At 36.9% G+C, this 18,942-nt stretch carries 18 protein-coding genes and 1 pseudogene; 11 read left to right on the top strand and 8 right to left on the bottom strand.

Annotation, left to right across the window (positions count from 1 at the left end):
* Positions 1–97: 97 nt before the first annotated feature.
* On the top strand, positions 98–1,669 hold the full coding sequence (murJ, locus tag MTZ49_RS02560; protein ID WP_264746843.1) for a murein biosynthesis integral membrane protein MurJ: 1,572 nt from the start codon (positions 98–100) through the stop codon (positions 1,667–1,669).
* Positions 1,670–1,720: 51 nt separating this feature from the next.
* Here murJ and MTZ49_RS02555 read toward each other — a convergent pair whose 3' ends face one another.
* A complete protein-coding gene (locus MTZ49_RS02555) occupies positions 1,721–2,551 on the bottom strand; it encodes an aldo/keto reductase (protein WP_264746842.1) in 831 nt (276 codons plus the stop codon).
* 244 nt (positions 2,552–2,795) lie between these two features.
* On the opposite strand from MTZ49_RS02555, the gene MTZ49_RS02550 reads away from it, so the two are divergent.
* The 4 genes from MTZ49_RS02550 (at position 2,796) to MTZ49_RS02535 (ending at position 6,922) form a co-directional block, all read left to right on the top strand.
* Positions 2,796–3,233 (top strand): FxsA family protein, encoded by a 438-nt coding sequence (locus tag MTZ49_RS02550; protein WP_264746841.1) that lies wholly within the window; start codon positions 2,796–2,798, stop codon positions 3,231–3,233.
* A gap of 179 nt (positions 3,234–3,412) precedes the next feature.
* A complete protein-coding gene (locus MTZ49_RS02545) occupies positions 3,413–3,706 on the top strand; it encodes a co-chaperone GroES (protein WP_264746840.1) in 294 nt (97 codons plus the stop codon).
* 34 nt (positions 3,707–3,740) lie between these two features.
* Positions 3,741–5,387, top strand: coding sequence for a chaperonin GroEL (gene groL, locus MTZ49_RS02540; protein WP_264746839.1), 1,647 nt, complete (start codon positions 3,741–3,743; stop codon positions 5,385–5,387).
* Positions 5,388–5,548: 161 nt separating this feature from the next.
* Complete coding sequence (locus MTZ49_RS02535) at positions 5,549–6,922, top strand: OprD family porin (RefSeq protein ID WP_264746838.1); 1,374 nt, start codon at positions 5,549–5,551, stop codon at positions 6,920–6,922.
* 11 nt (positions 6,923–6,933) lie between these two features.
* Here the strand turns inward: MTZ49_RS02535 and MTZ49_RS02530 are convergent, their stop codons facing one another.
* The 7 genes and pseudogenes from MTZ49_RS02530 to lptM form a co-directional block, all read right to left on the bottom strand.
* Positions 6,934–7,194 (bottom strand): hypothetical protein, encoded by a 261-nt coding sequence (locus tag MTZ49_RS02530; protein ID WP_264746837.1) that lies wholly within the window; start codon positions 7,192–7,194, stop codon positions 6,934–6,936.
* A 260-nt stretch (positions 7,195–7,454) separates the two neighbouring features.
* Positions 7,455–7,736 (bottom strand): hypothetical protein, encoded by a 282-nt coding sequence (locus tag MTZ49_RS02525; RefSeq protein ID WP_264746836.1) that lies wholly within the window; start codon positions 7,734–7,736, stop codon positions 7,455–7,457.
* Positions 7,737–7,870: 134 nt separating this feature from the next.
* Positions 7,871–8,779 carry a tyrosine recombinase XerC gene (gene xerC, locus MTZ49_RS02520; RefSeq protein ID WP_264746835.1) on the bottom strand — a complete coding sequence of 303 codons (909 nt, stop codon included), beginning with the start codon at positions 8,777–8,779 and terminating at the stop codon, positions 7,871–7,873.
* Between the two features lie 8 nt (positions 8,780–8,787).
* Positions 8,788–9,468 carry a DUF484 family protein gene (locus MTZ49_RS02515; RefSeq protein WP_264746834.1) on the bottom strand — a complete coding sequence of 227 codons (681 nt, stop codon included), beginning with the start codon at positions 9,466–9,468 and terminating at the stop codon, positions 8,788–8,790.
* Complete coding sequence (dapF, locus tag MTZ49_RS02510; RefSeq protein ID WP_264746833.1) at positions 9,465–10,295, bottom strand: diaminopimelate epimerase; 831 nt, start codon at positions 10,293–10,295, stop codon at positions 9,465–9,467. Before dapF ends, MTZ49_RS02515 begins: the two co-directional genes overlap by 4 nt.
* A gap of 9 nt (positions 10,296–10,304) precedes the next feature.
* Positions 10,305–11,552 carry a diaminopimelate decarboxylase gene (gene lysA, locus MTZ49_RS02505; RefSeq protein WP_264746832.1) on the bottom strand — a complete coding sequence of 416 codons (1,248 nt, stop codon included), beginning with the start codon at positions 11,550–11,552 and terminating at the stop codon, positions 10,305–10,307.
* Between the two features lie 119 nt (positions 11,553–11,671).
* A pseudogene (lptM, locus tag MTZ49_RS02500) lies at positions 11,672–11,776 on the bottom strand (LPS translocon maturation chaperone LptM); the annotation flags it as partial.
* A gap of 124 nt (positions 11,777–11,900) precedes the next feature.
* On the opposite strand from lptM, the gene cyaY reads away from it, so the two are divergent.
* From cyaY to pheA, 6 genes are all read left to right on the top strand, one after another.
* A complete protein-coding gene (gene cyaY, locus MTZ49_RS02495) occupies positions 11,901–12,239 on the top strand; it encodes an iron donor protein CyaY (protein WP_264746831.1) in 339 nt (112 codons plus the stop codon).
* 122 nt (positions 12,240–12,361) lie between these two features.
* The gene (gene gcvT, locus MTZ49_RS02490; protein WP_264746830.1) at positions 12,362–13,444 is read left to right on the top strand and encodes a glycine cleavage system aminomethyltransferase GcvT; all 1,083 of its coding nucleotides are present in this window, start codon (positions 12,362–12,364) and stop codon (positions 13,442–13,444) included.
* A gap of 24 nt (positions 13,445–13,468) precedes the next feature.
* Positions 13,469–13,852, top strand: coding sequence for a glycine cleavage system protein GcvH (gene gcvH, locus MTZ49_RS02485; protein WP_264746829.1), 384 nt, complete (start codon positions 13,469–13,471; stop codon positions 13,850–13,852).
* 156 nt (positions 13,853–14,008) lie between these two features.
* A complete protein-coding gene (gene gyrA / locus MTZ49_RS02480; RefSeq protein ID WP_264746828.1) occupies positions 14,009–16,702 on the top strand; it encodes a DNA gyrase subunit A in 2,694 nt (897 codons plus the stop codon).
* Positions 16,703–16,752: 50 nt separating this feature from the next.
* Positions 16,753–17,838, top strand: coding sequence for a 3-phosphoserine/phosphohydroxythreonine transaminase (gene serC, locus MTZ49_RS02475; RefSeq protein WP_264746827.1), 1,086 nt, complete (start codon positions 16,753–16,755; stop codon positions 17,836–17,838).
* A gap of 2 nt (positions 17,839–17,840) precedes the next feature.
* Positions 17,841–18,938 carry a prephenate dehydratase gene (pheA, locus tag MTZ49_RS02470; protein ID WP_264746826.1) on the top strand — a complete coding sequence of 366 codons (1,098 nt, stop codon included), beginning with the start codon at positions 17,841–17,843 and terminating at the stop codon, positions 18,936–18,938.
* Positions 18,939–18,942 lie beyond the last annotated feature (4 nt).

Raw genomic sequence — 18,942 nt, 5'->3', positions numbered from 1 at the left:
ACCTTCTTAAACTTTGCGCCTCTAATTGGCTTTAGCTATAAAAAGTAACTTGATGATAAACCTATTTTTAAGGTATTTCTAGGAACAAATTTCTATTATGACAACAGAACAGGTACCACAAAAAGCAAAAAGCAGTGGTTTATTGCGTTCCAGTATTATTGTAAGTTTGATGACACTATTATCTCGTGTTCTAGGGATGGTGCGCGATATTGTGGTTGCTCGTTATTTTGGTTCCAATTCTGCTGCCGATGCTTTTTTTGTTGCTTTTCGCATTCCTAATTTTTTACGTCGCTTATTTGCTGAGGGTGCTTTTGCACAGGCTTTTGTTCCTGTTCTTTCAGAGTATCGTACCAAGCGTAGTTTAGATGAAGTTAAATTATTGGTTGACCGCACTATGGGGGCGTTGGGATTAGTGCTCTCTGGTATCACTGTATTTGGAGTGATTTTTGCGCCTTATATTATGATGGTGTTTGCACCAGGCTTCTATAATGATCCTTATAAAATGGAATTAGCAGGGGAGTTACTGCGGATTACTTTTCCTTATTTAATGCTGATTTCTTTAACTGCGTTTTGTAGCGGTATTTTAAATAGTTATGGTAAGTTTGCAGTACCCGCTGTAACCCCTGTATTTTTAAATATTAGTATGATTGCGGCAACTATATTAATGTCACCTTATTTCAAAGAGCCTGTAATGGCTTTAGCATGGGGTGTTTTTATTGCAGGTGTTGCACAGTTTCTTTTCCAATTACCTTTTTTAGTAAAAATAAAATTATTACCTCGTCCTAGGTTGCATAAAGATGAGGGGGTAAGGCGGATTTTGTTATTAATGCTACCTGCTTTATTAAGTGTTTCTGTTAGCCAAATTAACTTATTGTTAGATACAATTTTAGCTTCTTTCCTACGGGAAGGTAGTGTTTCTTGGCTTTATTATGCAGATCGATTATCTGAACTACCATTAGGTGCTTTTGGTATTGCCATTGGTACTGTTATTTTGCCAAGCTTATCAAGGCAACATGCAGGGGAAGATCCCAAGGCATTTTCTGCAACCTTAGATTGGGCGATTAGAATGGTTTTATTAGTAGGCGTTCCTGCTGCATTGGCTTTAGGTTTATTAGCAGAGCCATTAATTGCTACGCTTTATAATTATGGCAAGATGACAGATTATGCGGTTGAGCAATCAGCTATGGCGCTACAAGCTTACTCTCTAGGTGTTTTAACATTTATGTTAATTAAGGTATTGGCACCTGGTTACTTTGCCCGTCAAGATTTAAAAACACCTGTTAAGATAGCTATTGTTTGTATGGTTGCCAATATGGGATTTAATTTAGTTCTTATTTGGCCTTTACAGCATGTTGGCTTGGCTTTAGCTACTTCCTTATCTTCCGTACTAAATACATGGTTATTATTGTGGGGGCTTCGTAAGGCTGGCGTTTATATGCCAAGTGCAGGTTGGCGATTATTTATTTTAAGATTAGTTGCAGCTTGTGCAGTAATGGCTGCGCTTATCTATTGGCTTAATGTACCCTCAATTGAATGGTTTGCTTGGGGCTGGAAAAAACGTGTATTAGAAATGAGTATTCTAGTAATTGCAGGCATAGTGGTATTTTTTGCTGCCTTGGGAATATTTGGTATGAGACCAAAACATTTTAGGCAAACAGCTTCTGATTAAAAGTTAGCCATCTAGTGCTTTAGACATAGATGGCTAATCTCAAGAGAAATTCTATTCTTCCATATAGGTATCAGGATCTTGCTTGGGTTTTATATGTCTATCTAATGTAGATATTAAAACCATATCCTCTTTGTCTAATTCAAAATCAAAAAGATTTAGATTTTCTTGTATACGTTTTGGGTTAGAAGATTTAGGGATAATGCTATTACCCAATTGTATATGCCAACGTAAAACAACTTGAGCTGGTGTTTTATTGTGTTTAGCAGCAATTTTGGTAATAACACTTGTATTGAGTAAATCTGTTCCCCTGCCTAGTGGGCTCCATGCTTGGCAAACGATATTATATTTAGCCAGCCATAAGCGAGTTTCCTCTTGAGGTAAATAAGGGCTAAGCTGAATTTGGTCTACTGCTGGAATAACACCTGTTTCATCAATAATACGGCCTAAATGCGCTATTTTGAAGTTAGAAACTCCAATAGCTCTAATAAGTCCTTGATTATAAAGAGTAGCTATAGCTTTCCATGTTTCGACATAAAGATCTTTGCTAGGTAATGGCCAATGGATTAGATACAGATCTAAATACTCTAGTTGTAAGTCTCTAAGGGTTTGTTGGAATGCTTTGATAGTGTTTTGATAACCATGGGCGCTACCACGAAGCTTACTGGTAATAAACAATTCCTCTCTAGCTACTTTGGATTGTTTGATACCCTTGCCAACAGCTTGTTCGTTACTGTACTTGGCAGCTGTATCGATCAGTCTAAAGCCTTGTTCAATGGCAGTGGTGACAGTACGAGTACATTCATTACCTAGTAAAGGCCAAGTACCCGAACCAATAATAGGCATTTTTATACCATTATTTAAAGTTATTGTTTTACTTAGCATATAACTCTCCATTTAATGTGGACTTAAAGTTTAAGATGATTATTTTGGACTTATAATAGCAATAATGGTTTAGTACATAGGTTGTTTATTATGTAAAACAATATAACGTTAATAAGTTAATTTTAAAATTTTGTAATGTGTTTTTAGGTAATTTTAAATATTTATATATTCGTGTTATTAAGTATATGGCATAGTATGGTTATGGTATAAAAAGGATAAGTTATAGCACTAGATAGAGGTTGGTATGCGTTTTTTTGGTATATATTTTATTATTGAGATAGTGCTATTAGTTGTAGCAGGTAGATTTCTAGGTATTGGTTTAACACTTTTTATTATTTTAGCCACTACTATTTTAGGTGTATTAATTTTACGATTAGCAGGGCTTGCCACATTAATGAGCATTCGTCAAAAGGTAAATCAAGGGGAAACCCCTGATGGGGAAATGATGAATGGTATGCTTTTAGGTCTAGGGGGTGGGCTATTATTCTTACCTGGCTTATTAGGTAATGTGGTTGGGATATTGTTAGTTATTCCTGCAAGCAGAGGGTTATTTATACAGCTTGCTAAAAAACTGTTAGTGAAATATAGCACAAAAGCTCAACAGGCCTATGGTTCTACTAATGGTAATCAACAACATAAGCCAGATATCATTGAAGGTGAGTGGGAAAGAAAAGATAAATAAAAAAATAATACATTACCCCTTGAATTATTTTTTTTTGCCCTTATTTAATTGATCAGTATTCTTTAATACTTAGTTTTTATGAACTGGGTATTTTTATTTAGTCGCCATTATTGGTTAAATGACTGATAACGGTATTTTTCATTTTAAAAAGTAATAATTTGTTCAGGAGAATTTTGGATATGAAACTTCGTCCATTGCATGACCGTGTTGTCATTCGCCGTAGCGAAGAAGAGACAAAGACTGCTGGTGGTATCGTATTACCAGGTTCAGCGGCTGAAAAACCAAACCAAGGTGAAGTAGTAGCTGTAGGTACAGGCCGAGTTTTAGATAATGGTGAAGTTCGTGCAGTTGCTGTTAACGTTGGCGATAAAGTTGTGTTTGGTCCATATTCTGGTAGTAACACCATTAAAGTAGATGGTGAAGACTTACTTATTATGGGTGAGAACGAAATTCTTGCTGTTATTGAAAAATAATTTAACGGTTTTATAAGATTCGAGGAAAATATAAATGGCTGCTAAAGAAGTTAAATTTGGCGATTCTGCACGTAGAAAATTATTAGTTGGTGTTAATACATTAGCAGATGCAGTAAAAGCAACTTTAGGCCCTAAAGGTCGTAATGTAGTATTAGAGCGTAGCTTTGGTGCTCCTTTAATTACTAAAGACGGTGTTTCTGTTGCTAAAGAAATTGAATTAAAAGATAAAATTGAAAACATAGGTGCACAGTTAGTAAAAGATGTGGCTTCTAAAGCTAACGATGCAGCAGGTGATGGTACTACTACTGCAACTGTATTAGCGCAATCAATTGTTACTGAAGGTTTAAAATCAGTGGCTGCTGGTTTAAATCCTATGGATTTAAAACGTGGTATTGATAAAGCAACTATCGCTATCGTTGAAGAGATTAAAAAATTATCTAAACCATGTGAAGATACTAAGTCTATTGCTCAAGTAGGTACCATTTCTGCAAACTCTGATGAGTCTATTGGTAATATCATTGCTGAAGCAATGGAAAAAGTAGGTAAAGAAGGTGTTATCACTGTTGAAGAGGGTTCTGGTTTAGAGAATGAACTTTCTGTAGTAGAAGGTATGCAATTTGACCGTGGTTACCTATCTCCATACTTCATCAACAAGCCAGATACAATGGCTGCAGAAGTGGATAGCCCATATATCTTATTAGTAGACAAGAAAATTTCTAACATTCGTGAATTATTACCAGTGTTAGAAGCTGTTGCTAAATCTGGTCGTCCTTTATTAATCATCGCTGAAGATGTTGAAGGCGAAGCATTAGCTACATTAGTTGTGAATAACATGCGTGGTATTGTTAAAGTGGTTGCAGTTAAGGCTCCTGGCTTTGGTGACCGTCGTAAAGCTATGTTACAAGACATCGCTATCTTAACAGGTGCTACTGTAATCAGTGAAGAAGTAGGTTTAAGTTTAGAAAGCACTACTTTAGAACATTTAGGTACTGCTAAACGTACTGTTTCTAACAAAGAAAACACTACTATTATTGATGGCGCTGGTAATCAAGTTGATATTGAAGCACGTATTAAGCAAATTCGTGCACAAATCGAAGAAACTACTTCAGATTATGACCGTGAAAAATTACAAGAGCGTCTTGCTAAATTAGCAGGCGGTGTTGCTGTAATTAAAGTAGGTGCGGCTACTGAAGTTGAAATGAAAGAGAAGAAAGCACGTGTTGAAGATGCGTTAAGTGCTACTCGTGCAGCAGTAGAAGAAGGTGTTGTACCTGGCGGTGGTGTTGCGTTAGTTCGTGCTTTAGAGTCTATCAAAGACCTTAAGGGTGCTAATGAAGAACAAACTGTTGGTATTAACATTTTACGTCGTGCGGCTGAAGCTCCATTACGTCAAATCGTTGCTAACTCTGGTGATGAAGCCTCTGTAGTACTTGATAAAGTAAAACAAGGTAAAGGTAACTATGGTTACAATGCGGCAACAGGTGAATATGGCGATATGATCGAATTCGGTATTATTGATCCAGCTAAAGTTACCCGTAGTGCATTACAAGCAGCAGCTTCAATTGCTGGTTTATTAATCACTACTGAAGCTATTGTAGCTGAATTGCCAGAAGATAAATCTGCTCCTGCAATGCCTGATATGGGCGGTATGGGTGGAATGGGCGGCATGGGCATGATGTAATCATTAGCTCACTAAGCTATCTGCAAAAACCCACCATTTGGTGGGTTTTTTTATGCTTATAGATTAATCTAATAGAAAAGGATCTATACTTAATAAGTCTTTTTGTGTAAGCTAAAGTTTCAAAAATAATTAAATTTAACAAAAATAAAAAAGGTTAAACGATGATAAAAGCTATATTGCCTATGGCTACTATAGGTATTGTTTTGGGCATGGGAGTTATAAGCCCAGCACAAGCTGTACAAAGTCAACAAGATGCTAATGGTTTCCTCGAAGATTCCCAATTTAAAGGGTTATATAAAAATTTTTATTTCTACAGAAATTTCCTCAATGAGCCAAGTAGTAAGCAAAATTATGCTAAAGAATGGGCTCATGGCATTATGTTGGACTATTCTTCGGGGTTTACACAGGGAACAGTAGGCTTTGGTTTAGATGTACAAGGATTTATGGCACAGCGTCTTGATAGCGGTAAAGGTCAGGCTGGGGGAGGTATAGGATTAGTACCCTATAAGAATGGAAATGACCCTAAACATGGTTATGGTCGTGTTAATGCTTCAGTTAAAATGAGAATATCTAAAACAGTTCTAAAATATGGTGATATGTATCCAGAGAACCCTATATTTGGTACTGCTAATAACCGTCTTTGGCCACAAACATCTACTGGTTTTCAGTTAATTAGTAATGAATTTGATAAAGCCGTTTTTGAAGCGGGTTATTTTACCGCTAAAAATGCTAGAACCTCCTCTCATCATACTGGGGATATTGGCTTTTGGAATCTGTTAGCAGTTAATCCGCAAACAGGTGAATTAGTACGTGCTAGAAATATTAAATATGCAGGGGTTACTTATCGGCCAATTGATGGTTTAAGTCTAATTTATTATGGATCAGATTTTAAAGATGTTTATCGTCAACATTATGCAGAGGTTACTTATAACCGACCATTTAATCCAAAGATAGCATGGTCTACTACGGGTAATGTTTATCGTACATTGGCAAGTGGTAATGATAAAGCTGGGCGTATTAATAATACAACATGGGGGTTAAAAACGTCATTAACCTATGATGTACATAAATTTACTTTAGCTTATCAACAGTCTAATGGTAATCAAGCAATGCCTTTTGAGGGTGCTTATCCTGGTGAGTATTCTTATAAATGGTTAGTTAATGCTTCAATGTACAATGACTTTGATGCGGCCAATGAAAAATCTGCACAAGTACGTTATGACTATAACTTTACTAATTGGGGCATTCCAGGGCTAAGTTTTACCACCCGTTATGTAAAAGGTTGGGATGCTGATTATAGTCATAATAATGCCAAAAATACGGCTTCTTATGTTGGTTATAAATATAAGCATTGGGAATATAATGCTGAAACCAAATATGTAGTGCAGTCTGGTAAGGCGAAAGGTTTGTCATTTCATGTGCGTTATGGCAAGCACCGTACAGAAAATAACTCACCATTAAGAGACTTTGATGAAGTAAGAATAATTACCCAATATCCATTTGATCTGTTAGCAATAAGTAAGGCACTTTTTTAAGTGCCTGTACTTTATTTACTAGTATGTTGTTTTAAGATAAGTAATGCTTGTTCTGTTGAAGCAATACAATTCTTGATATCACCTTGTTTTTGATATTCTTCTGCTTGAGTACGTAATTCATGAACGCGTTCTTTGCCAGGGGAACCCATGGTAAGTGCATCAGTCGCTTTATAGCGAGCAATTTTATTCAAGTTATTGCTGCATAGATTTGAATCTGCAAAAGCAATTGTTGACATTAACACAGATAGCATAAAAACAGTGATTGTTTTCATAATAGTTACCTCTTATGTAGTTTTTAGTTAAATAGATTCCATCCCTTTGTAGGAAAGTTATTTTTCCTATAAAGGTTTTTTTCTAATTTATATTCTGACTAACTAATGGATACAGAAAAAATTATAAATTTAATAAGTGATCTTAGTTTTGGAAAGCTTTAAATAAAAGCTTTCCATTTGCTAAGTGAATATTTTTATTATTATAAAGTAGTTGTGAAATTACTTAATGGATAGTTAATTTAAAAAAAGACAGTTAGTTATTACTTGCTGCTATGCTGAGCAATAATAGATAGAGCTTGTTCTGATGTTGCAATACAGTTTTTAGTATCACCCGCTTCTTTATACTCTTTTGCTTTTGCATGTAATGCTTTTAATTGACTATTTTCTGGTTCACCAGTAGTCATGGAAAACTGTGCGCTGTAGTTAGCAATTTTATTCAAATTAATGTCACAAAGATTATGGTTTGCTGTTGTTGAATCTTTGCTGTTAGATGCGCAACCAATAACCATAAGTGCAAGTGTAATAATAATTAAGTTTTTCATTTTGATCCCCTCAAATAATTTTGTATTTACCCAATAGACAGGTTAGTTAATTAATCGTTCAACGATACTTTTTTATTATTAAAACTATAAAACATGATATCAGCGTTTGTTCAGTAAACTATTAGCCTTTAGGTTTAAGACTTATTTTTGTTTTTATGGTGAGCACGAGGGTGCGCCTGATCATATACAGCAGCTAAATGTTGGAAGTTTAAGTGGGTATAAATTTGTGTGGTAGATATATCAGCATGACCTAATAATTCTTGCACTGCACGTAAATCTTGAGATGACTCTAAAAGATGGCTAGCAAAGCTATGGCGTAACATATGTGGGTGTAAATGTTGTCCTAAACCTTTAGCACCTGCTTGTTGTACACGCAATTCAACAGCTCTTGGGGTTAGTTTTGTGCCGCGTTGGCTAATAAATACAAAATCATCTTTAGGATTGCCTTGTAAGCGAATTGATAGCCAAGCAGTTAATGCTTCTTTTGCCTTTGTGCCTACGGGGAGCTCTCGAGTTTTATTACCTTTACCTAACACACGAACACTATTATTGTTTAAGTCTAACTCAGTGAGTGTTAGGTTGACTAGTTCAGAAAGACGTAATCCTGAAGAATAGAATAGCTCTAACATGGCATGGTCACGACAATTTATAAATTCGTTATCACTACTTGCTATAGGAGTATCTAATAATTGTTGTGTGCGATCTATATCTAATAACTTAGGTAAACGTTTTTCTGTTTTTGGTGGTGTAATGCCTGTGCTAGGGTCTTTGCTACATAACTGCTCTTTAATAAGGTAGCGATAGAGTCCACGCAATGAAGAGAGTAATCGTCCTAAACTGCGTGCAGATAATCCTTGCTTATGAAGTTTACTAATAAATAAGCGAACTTGATGAGTAGTTAAATCTGCCCAGTTATTAACATTATTTGCTTCACAAAGGACTATTATTTTTTGTAAGTCGCGTTGATAACCAGCAAGTGTATGTGATGAAACTTGTCGTTCAGTTTGCAAATGTCTTAAATAGTTCTCTAAAGCAACTTGCATTATTGATCCTATAATAAACGAGGTAGGATACGACAAAGAATATCGCTGATTTGTTGTAAGAAAATAGTTCCAGTCTCTCTTTGATAGCGATATTGATCACTACTGCCTAATGCTAATAATCCCAGTGTATTATTATTTCTGAGGGGAACTAATGCGGCAGAGTGAACGTTGTGATCACTACCAAATAAAAACTCTAGTGCATTATCTCTAAATTGGCCTGTGGTAATTTTATCTGTATTAATTAAACTACCTAATTTGGTTTGTGCTTCTTCAAGTTTACAAAAGCGACCAGCAGGTAGAGTGCTTTCGCTAAAGAGAATAAAGCTAACTTTTTCTATTTTAAAATCATGTCTTAAACTGTCCTCAAGAGTAGCAACTAAGCTTTCAAGTGAAGCTGCTTCTAATAACTCAAGTGTTAAGCGTCGAGCCTTTTCAAAGAGACGGTCATTCTCTCTCGCCATTTCTAGTAATTGATTGAGTTGTTTTTGCAATTCTTGATTGCGAGAACGTAACCGATTAAGTTGGTGTTCAATTAAAGAAATGGCTTTACCTGATTCATGGCGAATGCGTATGGTTTGTAATACATCATCATGTTTAATAAAAAAGTCAGGATGTTGTCTAATATACTCTGCAACAGCTTCAGCTGTTAATTCATTTGAAGTTTGTTCTGATGGAGTAGGTTGACTCATAATTGTATCTTTCCTTCATAAACGCTTACGGCATTGCCTGTCATAAAAACAGGAGTATCACCACCATTCCACTCAATGGTTAATTTGCCTCCTAGTAATTGTAAGTGCACAGGTGACTCCATCCAATTATTTTGAATGGCTGTTACAGCAGCAGCACAAGCACCAGTGCCACACGCTTGAGTTTCACCTGCACCACGTTCCCATACACGTAATTTAGCATGGTGACGGTCAGTAACTTCTATAAAACCCACATTAACACGATTAGGGAAAAGGGGATGATGTTCAATTTTTGGACCTACAGTTTGTACGGGAGCAGTTTCTAAATTATCAGTACGAATAACTGCATGGGGGTTACCCATGGATACTGCAGATATATCAACAGTCTGCTCTTCAACAGTTAATGGGTAAATATTAGCTTGTTGTTCTGCTAAAAAAGGAATTTCTTTTGGAACAAAGCGAGCTTTTCCCATGTTTACTTTAACTTGGTGATCTGGCAAAACATGTAGTTCAATAATGCCACTACTAGTTTCTACAATAATATGTTTTTTAGCTGTTAAGCGTTTATTGCGAACAAAAATAGCAAAGCAGCGCGCACCATTACCACATTGTTCAACTTCTGAACCATCAGAATTAAATATACGGTAACTAAAATCAACATCGGGCTTACTAGGTGGTTCAACAATCAGTAGCTGGTCAAAACCAATACCTGTATGACGATTACCCCAGTGTTTAACTTGTTTAGGCGTAATATGGGCATGTTGCGTGACGAGGTCAATGACCATAAAGTCATTACCTAGTCCGTGCATTTTTGTAAAATGTAAAAACATGCTTACTCCTTAATTGGGTAATAAGTACTCGTCTGCATAAAGAGAGACTAATGTTTCGCGCTTACGAACAAGATATACTTTATCACCATCTACCATTACTTCAGCCGCTCTACCACGTGTATTATAGTTAGAGCTCATTACAAAGCCATAAGCCCCCGCTGAACATACTGCTAGTAAGTCACCTTCGGCAATGTTTAATGAGCGATCTTTACCTAAGAAGTCACTGGTTTCACATACAGGGCCTACTATGTCATAGCTAGTTGCTTGGCCTTGTTTTTGGATAACGGGTTGAATATCCATCCATGCATCATAAAGCGCAGGTCGGATAAGGTCATTCATGGCTGCATCAACAATAGCAAAGTTTTTATGGGTAGTATGTTTTAAATACTCCACTTGAGTTATTAAAATACCAGCATTAGCAATAATATAACGGCCAGGCTCAAATACTAGAGCTAGGTTGCGGCCTGTTAAACGTTCTCTTACTGCTTGAATGTAATCTTTGGCTAGAGGAGGTTGTTCATCATTATAACGTACACCTAAGCCACCACCTAAATCGAGGTGTTCAATAGTAATACCCTTGCTAGCTAGCTTATCAGTTAACAATAATAATCTATCTAAAGCATCTAGAAAAGGTGCTAAAGTCGTTAATTGAGAGCCTATGTGGCAGTCAATTCCTTTAATCTTTAAGTTTTTTAATGTGGCAGCATATTCATAAACTGATTCAGCTTCAGCTATATCAATACCAAATTTATTCTCTTTTAACCCAGTAGAGATATAGGGATGAGTTTGAGCATCCACATCAGGATTAATACGTAAAGAAATAGGGGCGATTTTACCCATTTCGGCTGCTATTTTCTGAATACGGTCTAGTTCATTAGTGGATTCAACATTAAAACAATGAACACCTACTTGTAATGCTCTTTGGATATCATCCACTGTTTTACCAACACCAGAGAAGACAATTTTATCCGCTTGTCCACCAGCAGCTAAAACACGTTCTAACTCGCCACGAGAAACAATATCAAAACCTGCCCCTAACTTGGCAAGTACATTGAGTACAGCAATATTAGAATTTGCCTTTACAGCATAACAAATTAAATGAGAGGTACCTTGTAAGGCATCTTGATAGCTTTTAAATTGTTGCTCAATATGTTTTTTTGAGTACACATAAGTTGGTGTAGCAAATTGTTTGGCAATATCTGTAACAGCCACTTGTTCAGCATACAATTGGTTATTTTGGTAGGTAAACACTGACATTATTGCGCAGCCTCATTAGTGCTTTCTGATGATGCTTGCCTTTCTTCTGTATGCTCTGTTTTTGTGGTGGCTTGTGAGTTGGCATCATTAGTTTGTGCTGGTTCAGTGGTAATTACTGGCGCTGTTTGCTTTTCAGGTAGATAAAGAGGGCCTTTTTGACCACAGCCCATTAATACAGATGCATAAGCAAGTACAATAAGAATAGGTAAATGTAATAGTTTCATTATATTAATTCCAGATTAAGCTTTTTATTATATAAAAGTATACCGACCAATTAGCTGATTGACTATTGGTTGTGTTAGCTTTCGTTTAATATAATGGCAAGATATTATTACTAGGTAGCTGTTTATGATGCTAGAAGAGACAGAATATCATCAACGTATTGATGAATTACAACAACAGGTTGAAGATAAATTAGAAACTGTAGATTTTGATGTGGATATGGATAATGCGAATGGTGTATTAACCATAGAGTTTGAAAATGGCAGTCAAATTATTTTAAGTAGGCAATCAGCTTTACGCCAATTATGGGTTGCTGCAAGGTCTGGAGGTTATCATTTAGACTATAATGCAGAACTTGCTGATTGGTTGGTAGTCAATGGTAATGAACCATTTCATGAATTGTTACAACGATTAATAAAAGAGCAAGTAGGTGAGCTAGTTGATTTTGATGTACAGCGAGACTAATAGCTAGTAGTTACCATGATTTAAATTCATATATTTTATATGAAATCGTTAGATAATATAGATAATATATGAACTCATCATCTACCCAGCGTAAGTTATCAGTTAATAAAAAAGGAGTACTTATGGGATTGCATACCCCTTTGTATGAGCAGCATTTGGCTCTTGGGGCGGAAATGGCAGAACTCAATGGATGGGAGTTACCTTTACATTTTGGGTCACAGGTAGAAGAGCATTTTCAAGTTAGAAAAGATTGCGGAATGTTTGACGTATCTTTTATGACGATTATTGATGTGACGGGTAAGCAGGCTAAACAATATTTACAGTATATACTGGCTAATGATGTGTCTTTGTTAAATGATCAAGGTCGTGTACTGTATTCCGTTATGCTAAATGATCAAGCGGGCATTATTGATGATATTTTAGTTTATTTAACTAAAGATGGTTATCGGTTAATGTTTAATGCGGGTATTCCTGAGCAAATTCTTGCTTGGATGGAGCAGTATAAAGGTGACTTTGATGTGAACTTTTGTCTCCAATCAGATATGGCTGTACTCGCTATTCAAGGGCCAGAGGCAATTAATAAGTTATTAAAGCAGTTAGCTAAACAATATGTAGATCAGTTAGCTCAATTAAAACCGTTATATAGTTGTTTTGTGGGTGATTGGTTTATCTCTCGCACTGGTTATACGGGAGAAGATGGCGTTGAAATTGTATTGCCAAAAGCTGATGCTGAGCAGTTATGGTTAGAGCTAATAGGCGCTGGTATTATGCCAATAGGTATGCGAGCTAGAGATACACTCCGTCTGGAGGCAGGCCATAGCTTGTATGGATTAGATATGGATGCTGAAATATCCCCTTTATCATGCAATATGGATTGGACGATTGCTTGGCAGCCAGAAGATCGTCAATTTATTGGTCGAGCTGCATTGGAAGATAAATTACAGGCAGGCTTACGTAATAAGTTAATTGGCCTTGTTTCTGAGGAAAGGGGCACTTTACATAACGGTCAGCTAGTACGTATTGAAAATGTGGGCGAAGGTGTTATTACCAGTACTAATTTTTCACCTACTTTAGGCAAATGTATTGCTTTGGCACGAGTACCTACTCAAACAGGCGCAAGAGCTGAAGTGGAGATTAAAGGCAAATGGTGCCCTGTAAGAGTTGTTCCCCCACGATTCGTTTGGCATGGTAAAATTTTAATTTAATTATTTAAAAGGAATAGGTTAAACATGAGCAATATCCCTAAAATTTTACGTTATACAGAAGGCCATTCTTGGGTAGGGGTGTTAGAGGATGATATTTTAATGGTAGGGATTACTGATTATGCCCAAAACTCTTTAGGGGATATCGTATTTGTAGAACTACCAGAAGATGGTATGCATTACCAACAGGGACAGCAAATTGGTATGATAGAGTCTGTTAAAACAAGCTCTGATATTTATGCACCTGTGGCAGGCAAAGTCGTTGACGTCAATGAGCAATTAAGTGATAGTCCAGAATTAATTAATGATGATCCTTATACCGCATGGATATATAAAATATTACCTGCTTCTATTGTGGAAGTTGAGCAATTATTAAAGGCTCAAGATTATCAAGACCTGATAGGCGAATAGCCTGTAAAAGCTAGTTATTAATTTGTTTTATCTTGTTATAAAAATGCCTTAAAAATTAAGGCATTTTTATTGTCAAAATACAGCTTGTTTATCTGTTTTGTGGTATCATAATAGGCTTAATCTGTAGATTGTCGCAAAACAAGGAACAGGCTTCTTATGGGCACTGAAATCGCCAAAGAAATTCTCCCCGTCAGAATTGAAGATGAACTTAAACAGTCATACCTAGACTATGCTATGAGCGTTATTGTTGGGCGTGCTTTGCCTGATGTGCGTGATGGTTTAAAACCAGTGCATAGACGTGTGTTATTTGCCATGAGCGAAAATAACAATGACTGGAATAAACCTTACATGAAATCTGCCCGTATTGTGGGTGATGTCATTGGTAAGTATCACCCGCATGGTGACTCTGCTGTTTATGACACCATTGTGCGGATGGCTCAGCCTTTCTCGATGCGTTATATGCTGGTAGATGGGCAAGGTAACTTCGGTTCAGTAGATGGTGACTCAGCTGCTGCAATGCGTTATACCGAAATACGTATGCAGAAGTTAACCCATGAAATGTTAGCTGATCTTGATAAAGAGACAGTTGATTGGGTTCCTAACTATGATGACTCGTTAAAAATTCCAGCGGTATTACCGACTAAGATTCCAGCCTTATTGGTGAATGGTTCTAGTGGTATTGCTGTGGGTATGGCCACCAATATCCCTCCACATAACCTAACAGAAGTAATCAATGGTTGTTTGGCTTTAATTGATGATGAAAATTTAACCATCGATCAATTAATGGAATATATTCCTGGCCCTGATTTTCCTACAGCAGGTATTATCAATGGCCGTGCAGGCATTATTGAAGGTTATCGCACTGGGCGTGGTAGAGTTTATATTCGTGCTAAAACACATGTTGAGCCCATTGAAAATAATCGTGAACAAATTGTTGTTACTGAATTACCTTATCAAGTTAACAAAGCTCGCTTAATTGAAAAAATTGCGGAGCTGGTTAAAGAGAAGAAAATTGAGGGTATCAGTGAGCTACGTGATGAGTCTGATAAAGATGGTATGCGGATAGTTATTGAATTACGTCGTGGCGAAATGCCAGAGGTAATTATTAATAACTTATATACCCAAACCCAATTACAAAATGTATTTGGTATTAACGTAGTTGCTTTAGTAGATGGCCAACCAAGAATTCTAAATCTCAAAGAGATGTTGGAAGCCTTTGTGCGCCATCGTCGTGAAGTGGTTACTCGTCGTACTATTTATGAGTTGCGTAAAGCCCGTGAGCGCGGCCATGTTGTTGAAGGTTTGGCGGTTGCTTTAGCTAATATTGATCCTATTATTGAATTGATTAAAAAATCACCAAATCCTGCCGAAGCTAAAGAAAAATTATTAGCTACTGCTTGGGAAGCTGGTCCTATTCAAGCAATGGTAGAGCGTGCTGGTGCTGAAAGTTGTCGTCCAGATGATTTGGAGGAGCAATATGGCATTCATGATGGTAAGTATTTCTTATCACCTGTACAAGCACAAGCTATTTTAGATTTACGTTTACACCGTTTAACAGGCTTAGAGCATGAAAAGTTAATTGGTGAATACAAAGAGATTTTAGAGCAGATTGGTGAGCTAATCCGTATCTTAACTATCCCTGAGCGTTTAATGGAAGTTATTCGTGAAGAATTAGTAAAAATACGTGATGAATTTGGTGATATACGTCGTACTGAAATTATCGCTTCACAAATGGATTTAACTACTGCTGATCTTATTCCAGAAGAAGAGCGTGTAGTCACTATTTCTCATGGTGGTTATGCTAAATCACAGCCATTAGCTTCTTACCAAGCACAACGTCGTGGTGGTAAAGGTAAATCAGCTACGGGTGTGAAAGATGAAGACTATATTGAGCATTTATTAGTAGCGAATAGCCATGCTACTTTATTACTGTTCTCTAGTAAGGGTAAAGTTTATTCCTTACGTACTTTTGAAATTCCTGAAGCCTCTCGTGCGGCAAGAGGCCGTCCATTAGTGAATATCATCCCACTAGATGAGGGTGAAAAAATTACTACCATGTTGCCTGTGGATGAGTTTACTGAAGGTCGCTTTATCTTTATGGCAACGGCCAATGGTACGGTGAAGAAAACCCCATTAGAACAGTTTAGTAAAGTCCGTAAGAACGGCTTAATTGCCCTTGGTTTAAAAGAGGGTGATGTGCTAATTTCAGCCGCTATTACTGATGGTAATAGTGAAGTAATGTTATTTACTGATGAAGGTAAAGTCATCCGTTTTGAAGAGTCAAAAGTGCGTGAAATGGGACGTACTGCTAAAGGAGTACGTGGTATTCGCTTACCGAAAGAAGGCGAAAACGATAACAGTGATGATGACGAAAATGCAGTAGTTATCGAAGAAGACAATGAAGACGATAACAGCATTGAGTTATTCAGAAGTCATGTTATTGCAATGATTATCCCTGAAGATAATGCCTATATCTTAACTGCTTCTGAACGTGGTTACGGTAAGCGTACAGCGATTGACCAATACCCTTTACGTGGACGTGGTGGTAAAGGTGTTATTTCCATGATTACCAGTGATCGTAATGGTAAAATCGTTGGTGCTGTACAAGTACAAGATGGTGAAGAAATTATGTTAATTTCTGACCAAGGTACTTTAGTACGTACCCGTGTAGATGAAATACGCCCAATGGGACGTAATACTCAGGGTGTTACTTTAATTAAACTATCTACTGATGAAACCTTAGTAGGTTTAGAGCGTGTTCAAGAGCCATCTGAAACGGAAGAAGATTTAGATGAAGTCGATCTTGAAAATAATGCAACTAATGATGAAGATAATCCCACTATTCAGTAATGAATAGTGTGGTAAATTAATAAGATCATAAATCGATTGAGTATAAAGCCATGACTAAGCGAGTTTATAATTTCTGTGCAGGACCAGCGGCATTACCTTTAGAGGTTTTACAACAAGCCCAAGCTGAATTATTAGATTGGCATGGTAAAGGCTTGTCGATTATGGAAATGAGTCATCGTGGTGCTGACTATACCGCAGTAGCTGCTGAGGCCGAGCAGGATTTACGTGATTTATTATTAATTCCTAATAATTATAAAGTATTATTTTTGCAAGGTGGTGCAAGCCAGCAATTTGCACAAATTCCTCTTAATTTAATGCGTCATGATCAAAAAGCTGATTATATTGATACAGGTATTTGGTCAAAGAAAGCCATTGAAGAGGCTTCTCGCTTTGCCGCAGTAAATGTGGCTGCTAGTGGTAAAGAATATAATTACTTAGCTATTCCAGGTCAAAATGAGTGGCAGCTTTCTAAAGATGCTACCTATGTACATTACACGGCTAATGAAACTATTAATGGTGTTGAGTTTGATTGGATTCCTGAAGTAGGTGATGTGCCATTGGTCACGGACTTATCTTCTAACATCCTATCACAACCTATTGATGTGTCTAAGTTTGGTTTGATTTATGCTGGCGCGCAAAAGAATATTGGCCCTAGTGGTTTAGTGGTAGTAATTATTCGTGAAGACTTATTAGGCAATGCCCGTAGTGATTGCCCTACAATGTTGAATTATAAAGTAGCGGCTGATAATGATTCTATGTATAACACGCCACCAACATTCTCTTGGTATCTTGCAGGATTAATCTTTAAATGGTTGAAAAAGCAAGGTGGCTTGGATGCCATGAAAAAGATTAATGAGCAAAAGAAAGATTTGCTTTATGGTTATATTGATAGCACAGAATTCTACAATAACCCAATTAATCCTTCTAACCGTTCTTGGATGAATATCCCTTTTAGATTAATTGATGAACGTTTAGATAAAGTGTTTTTAGAAAAAGCAGATGCTAATGGTCTATTAAATTTAAAAGGTCACCGTACTGTAGGCGGAATGCGTGCTTCTATTTATAACGCAGTTGGTTTAGATGCAGTACAAGCATTGGTAGACTTTATGAAAGCGTTTGAGAAGGAGCATGGTTAGACATGGCAGTAGAACAAGAATTACAAGCACTAAGGGTGCGGATTGATAGTTTAGATGAGAAAATTCTCGATTTAATCTCCGATCGTGCCCGCTGTGCACAAGAAGTAGCAAGAGTTAAAACTGCTAATCTTGCTGAGGGTGAGTCACCTGTATTTTATCGTCCAGAACGTGAAGCTTTTGTGCTTAAACATATTATGGAACGTAATAAAGGGCCTCTGAGTAATGAAGAGATGGCTCGTTTATTCCGTGAAATAATGTCTACCTGTCTAGCATTAGAGCAGCCATTAAGAGTGGCTTATTTAGGCCCAGAAGGAACGTTTACTCAAGCAGCAGCAATCAAACATTTTGGTAATGCTGTGGTAAGTAAACCAATGGCAGCTATTGATGAAGTGTTTAGAGAGGTAGCGGCTGGTGCGGTAAACTTTGGGGTGGTACCTGTCGAAAACTCCACCGAGGGTGCAGTAAGCCATACTTTAGATAGTTTTTTAGAACATGATTTAGTAATTTGTGGTGAGGTGGAGTTACGTATTCATCACCATTTATTAGTGGGTAAAAATACTAAACAAGATCGGATTACACGTATTTATTCTCATGCACAATCACTCGCGCAATGTCGCAAATGGTTAGATGCGCATTATCCTAATGTTGAGCGGGTGGCTGTTTCTAGTAATGCTGAAGCGGCTAAACGTGTCCAAAGTGAATGGAATAGTGCAGCTATTGCTGGTGATATGGCGGCTAGTTTATATGGTCTAACTATTTTAAATGAGAAAATAGAAGATCGTCCTGATAACTCAACCCGCTTCTTTATTATTGGCAATCAAGAAGTACCACCTACAGGTGATGACAAAACCTCTATAATTGTTTCTATCCATAATAAGCCAGGTATTTTGCACGAGTTATTAGAACCATTCCGTAAAAACAATATTGACTTGACCCGTATTGAAACGAGACCTGCGCGTAGTAGCAAATGGAGCTATGTATTTTTTATTGATTTTACAGGCCATCATCATGACCCATTGATTAAAGCTGTTTTAGAAGAAATGGGTAAAGGTAGTGTAGGCTTAAAGGTATTAGGCTCATACCCTCAAGCAGTTTTATAAGACA

This window comes from Entomomonas sp. E2T0, from assembly GCF_025985425.1.
Classification (GTDB): domain Bacteria; phylum Pseudomonadota; class Gammaproteobacteria; order Pseudomonadales; family Pseudomonadaceae; genus Entomomonas.
The sequence above is the reverse complement of the archived record's forward strand: the minus strand, read 5'-3'. Positions and strand labels throughout refer to the sequence as shown.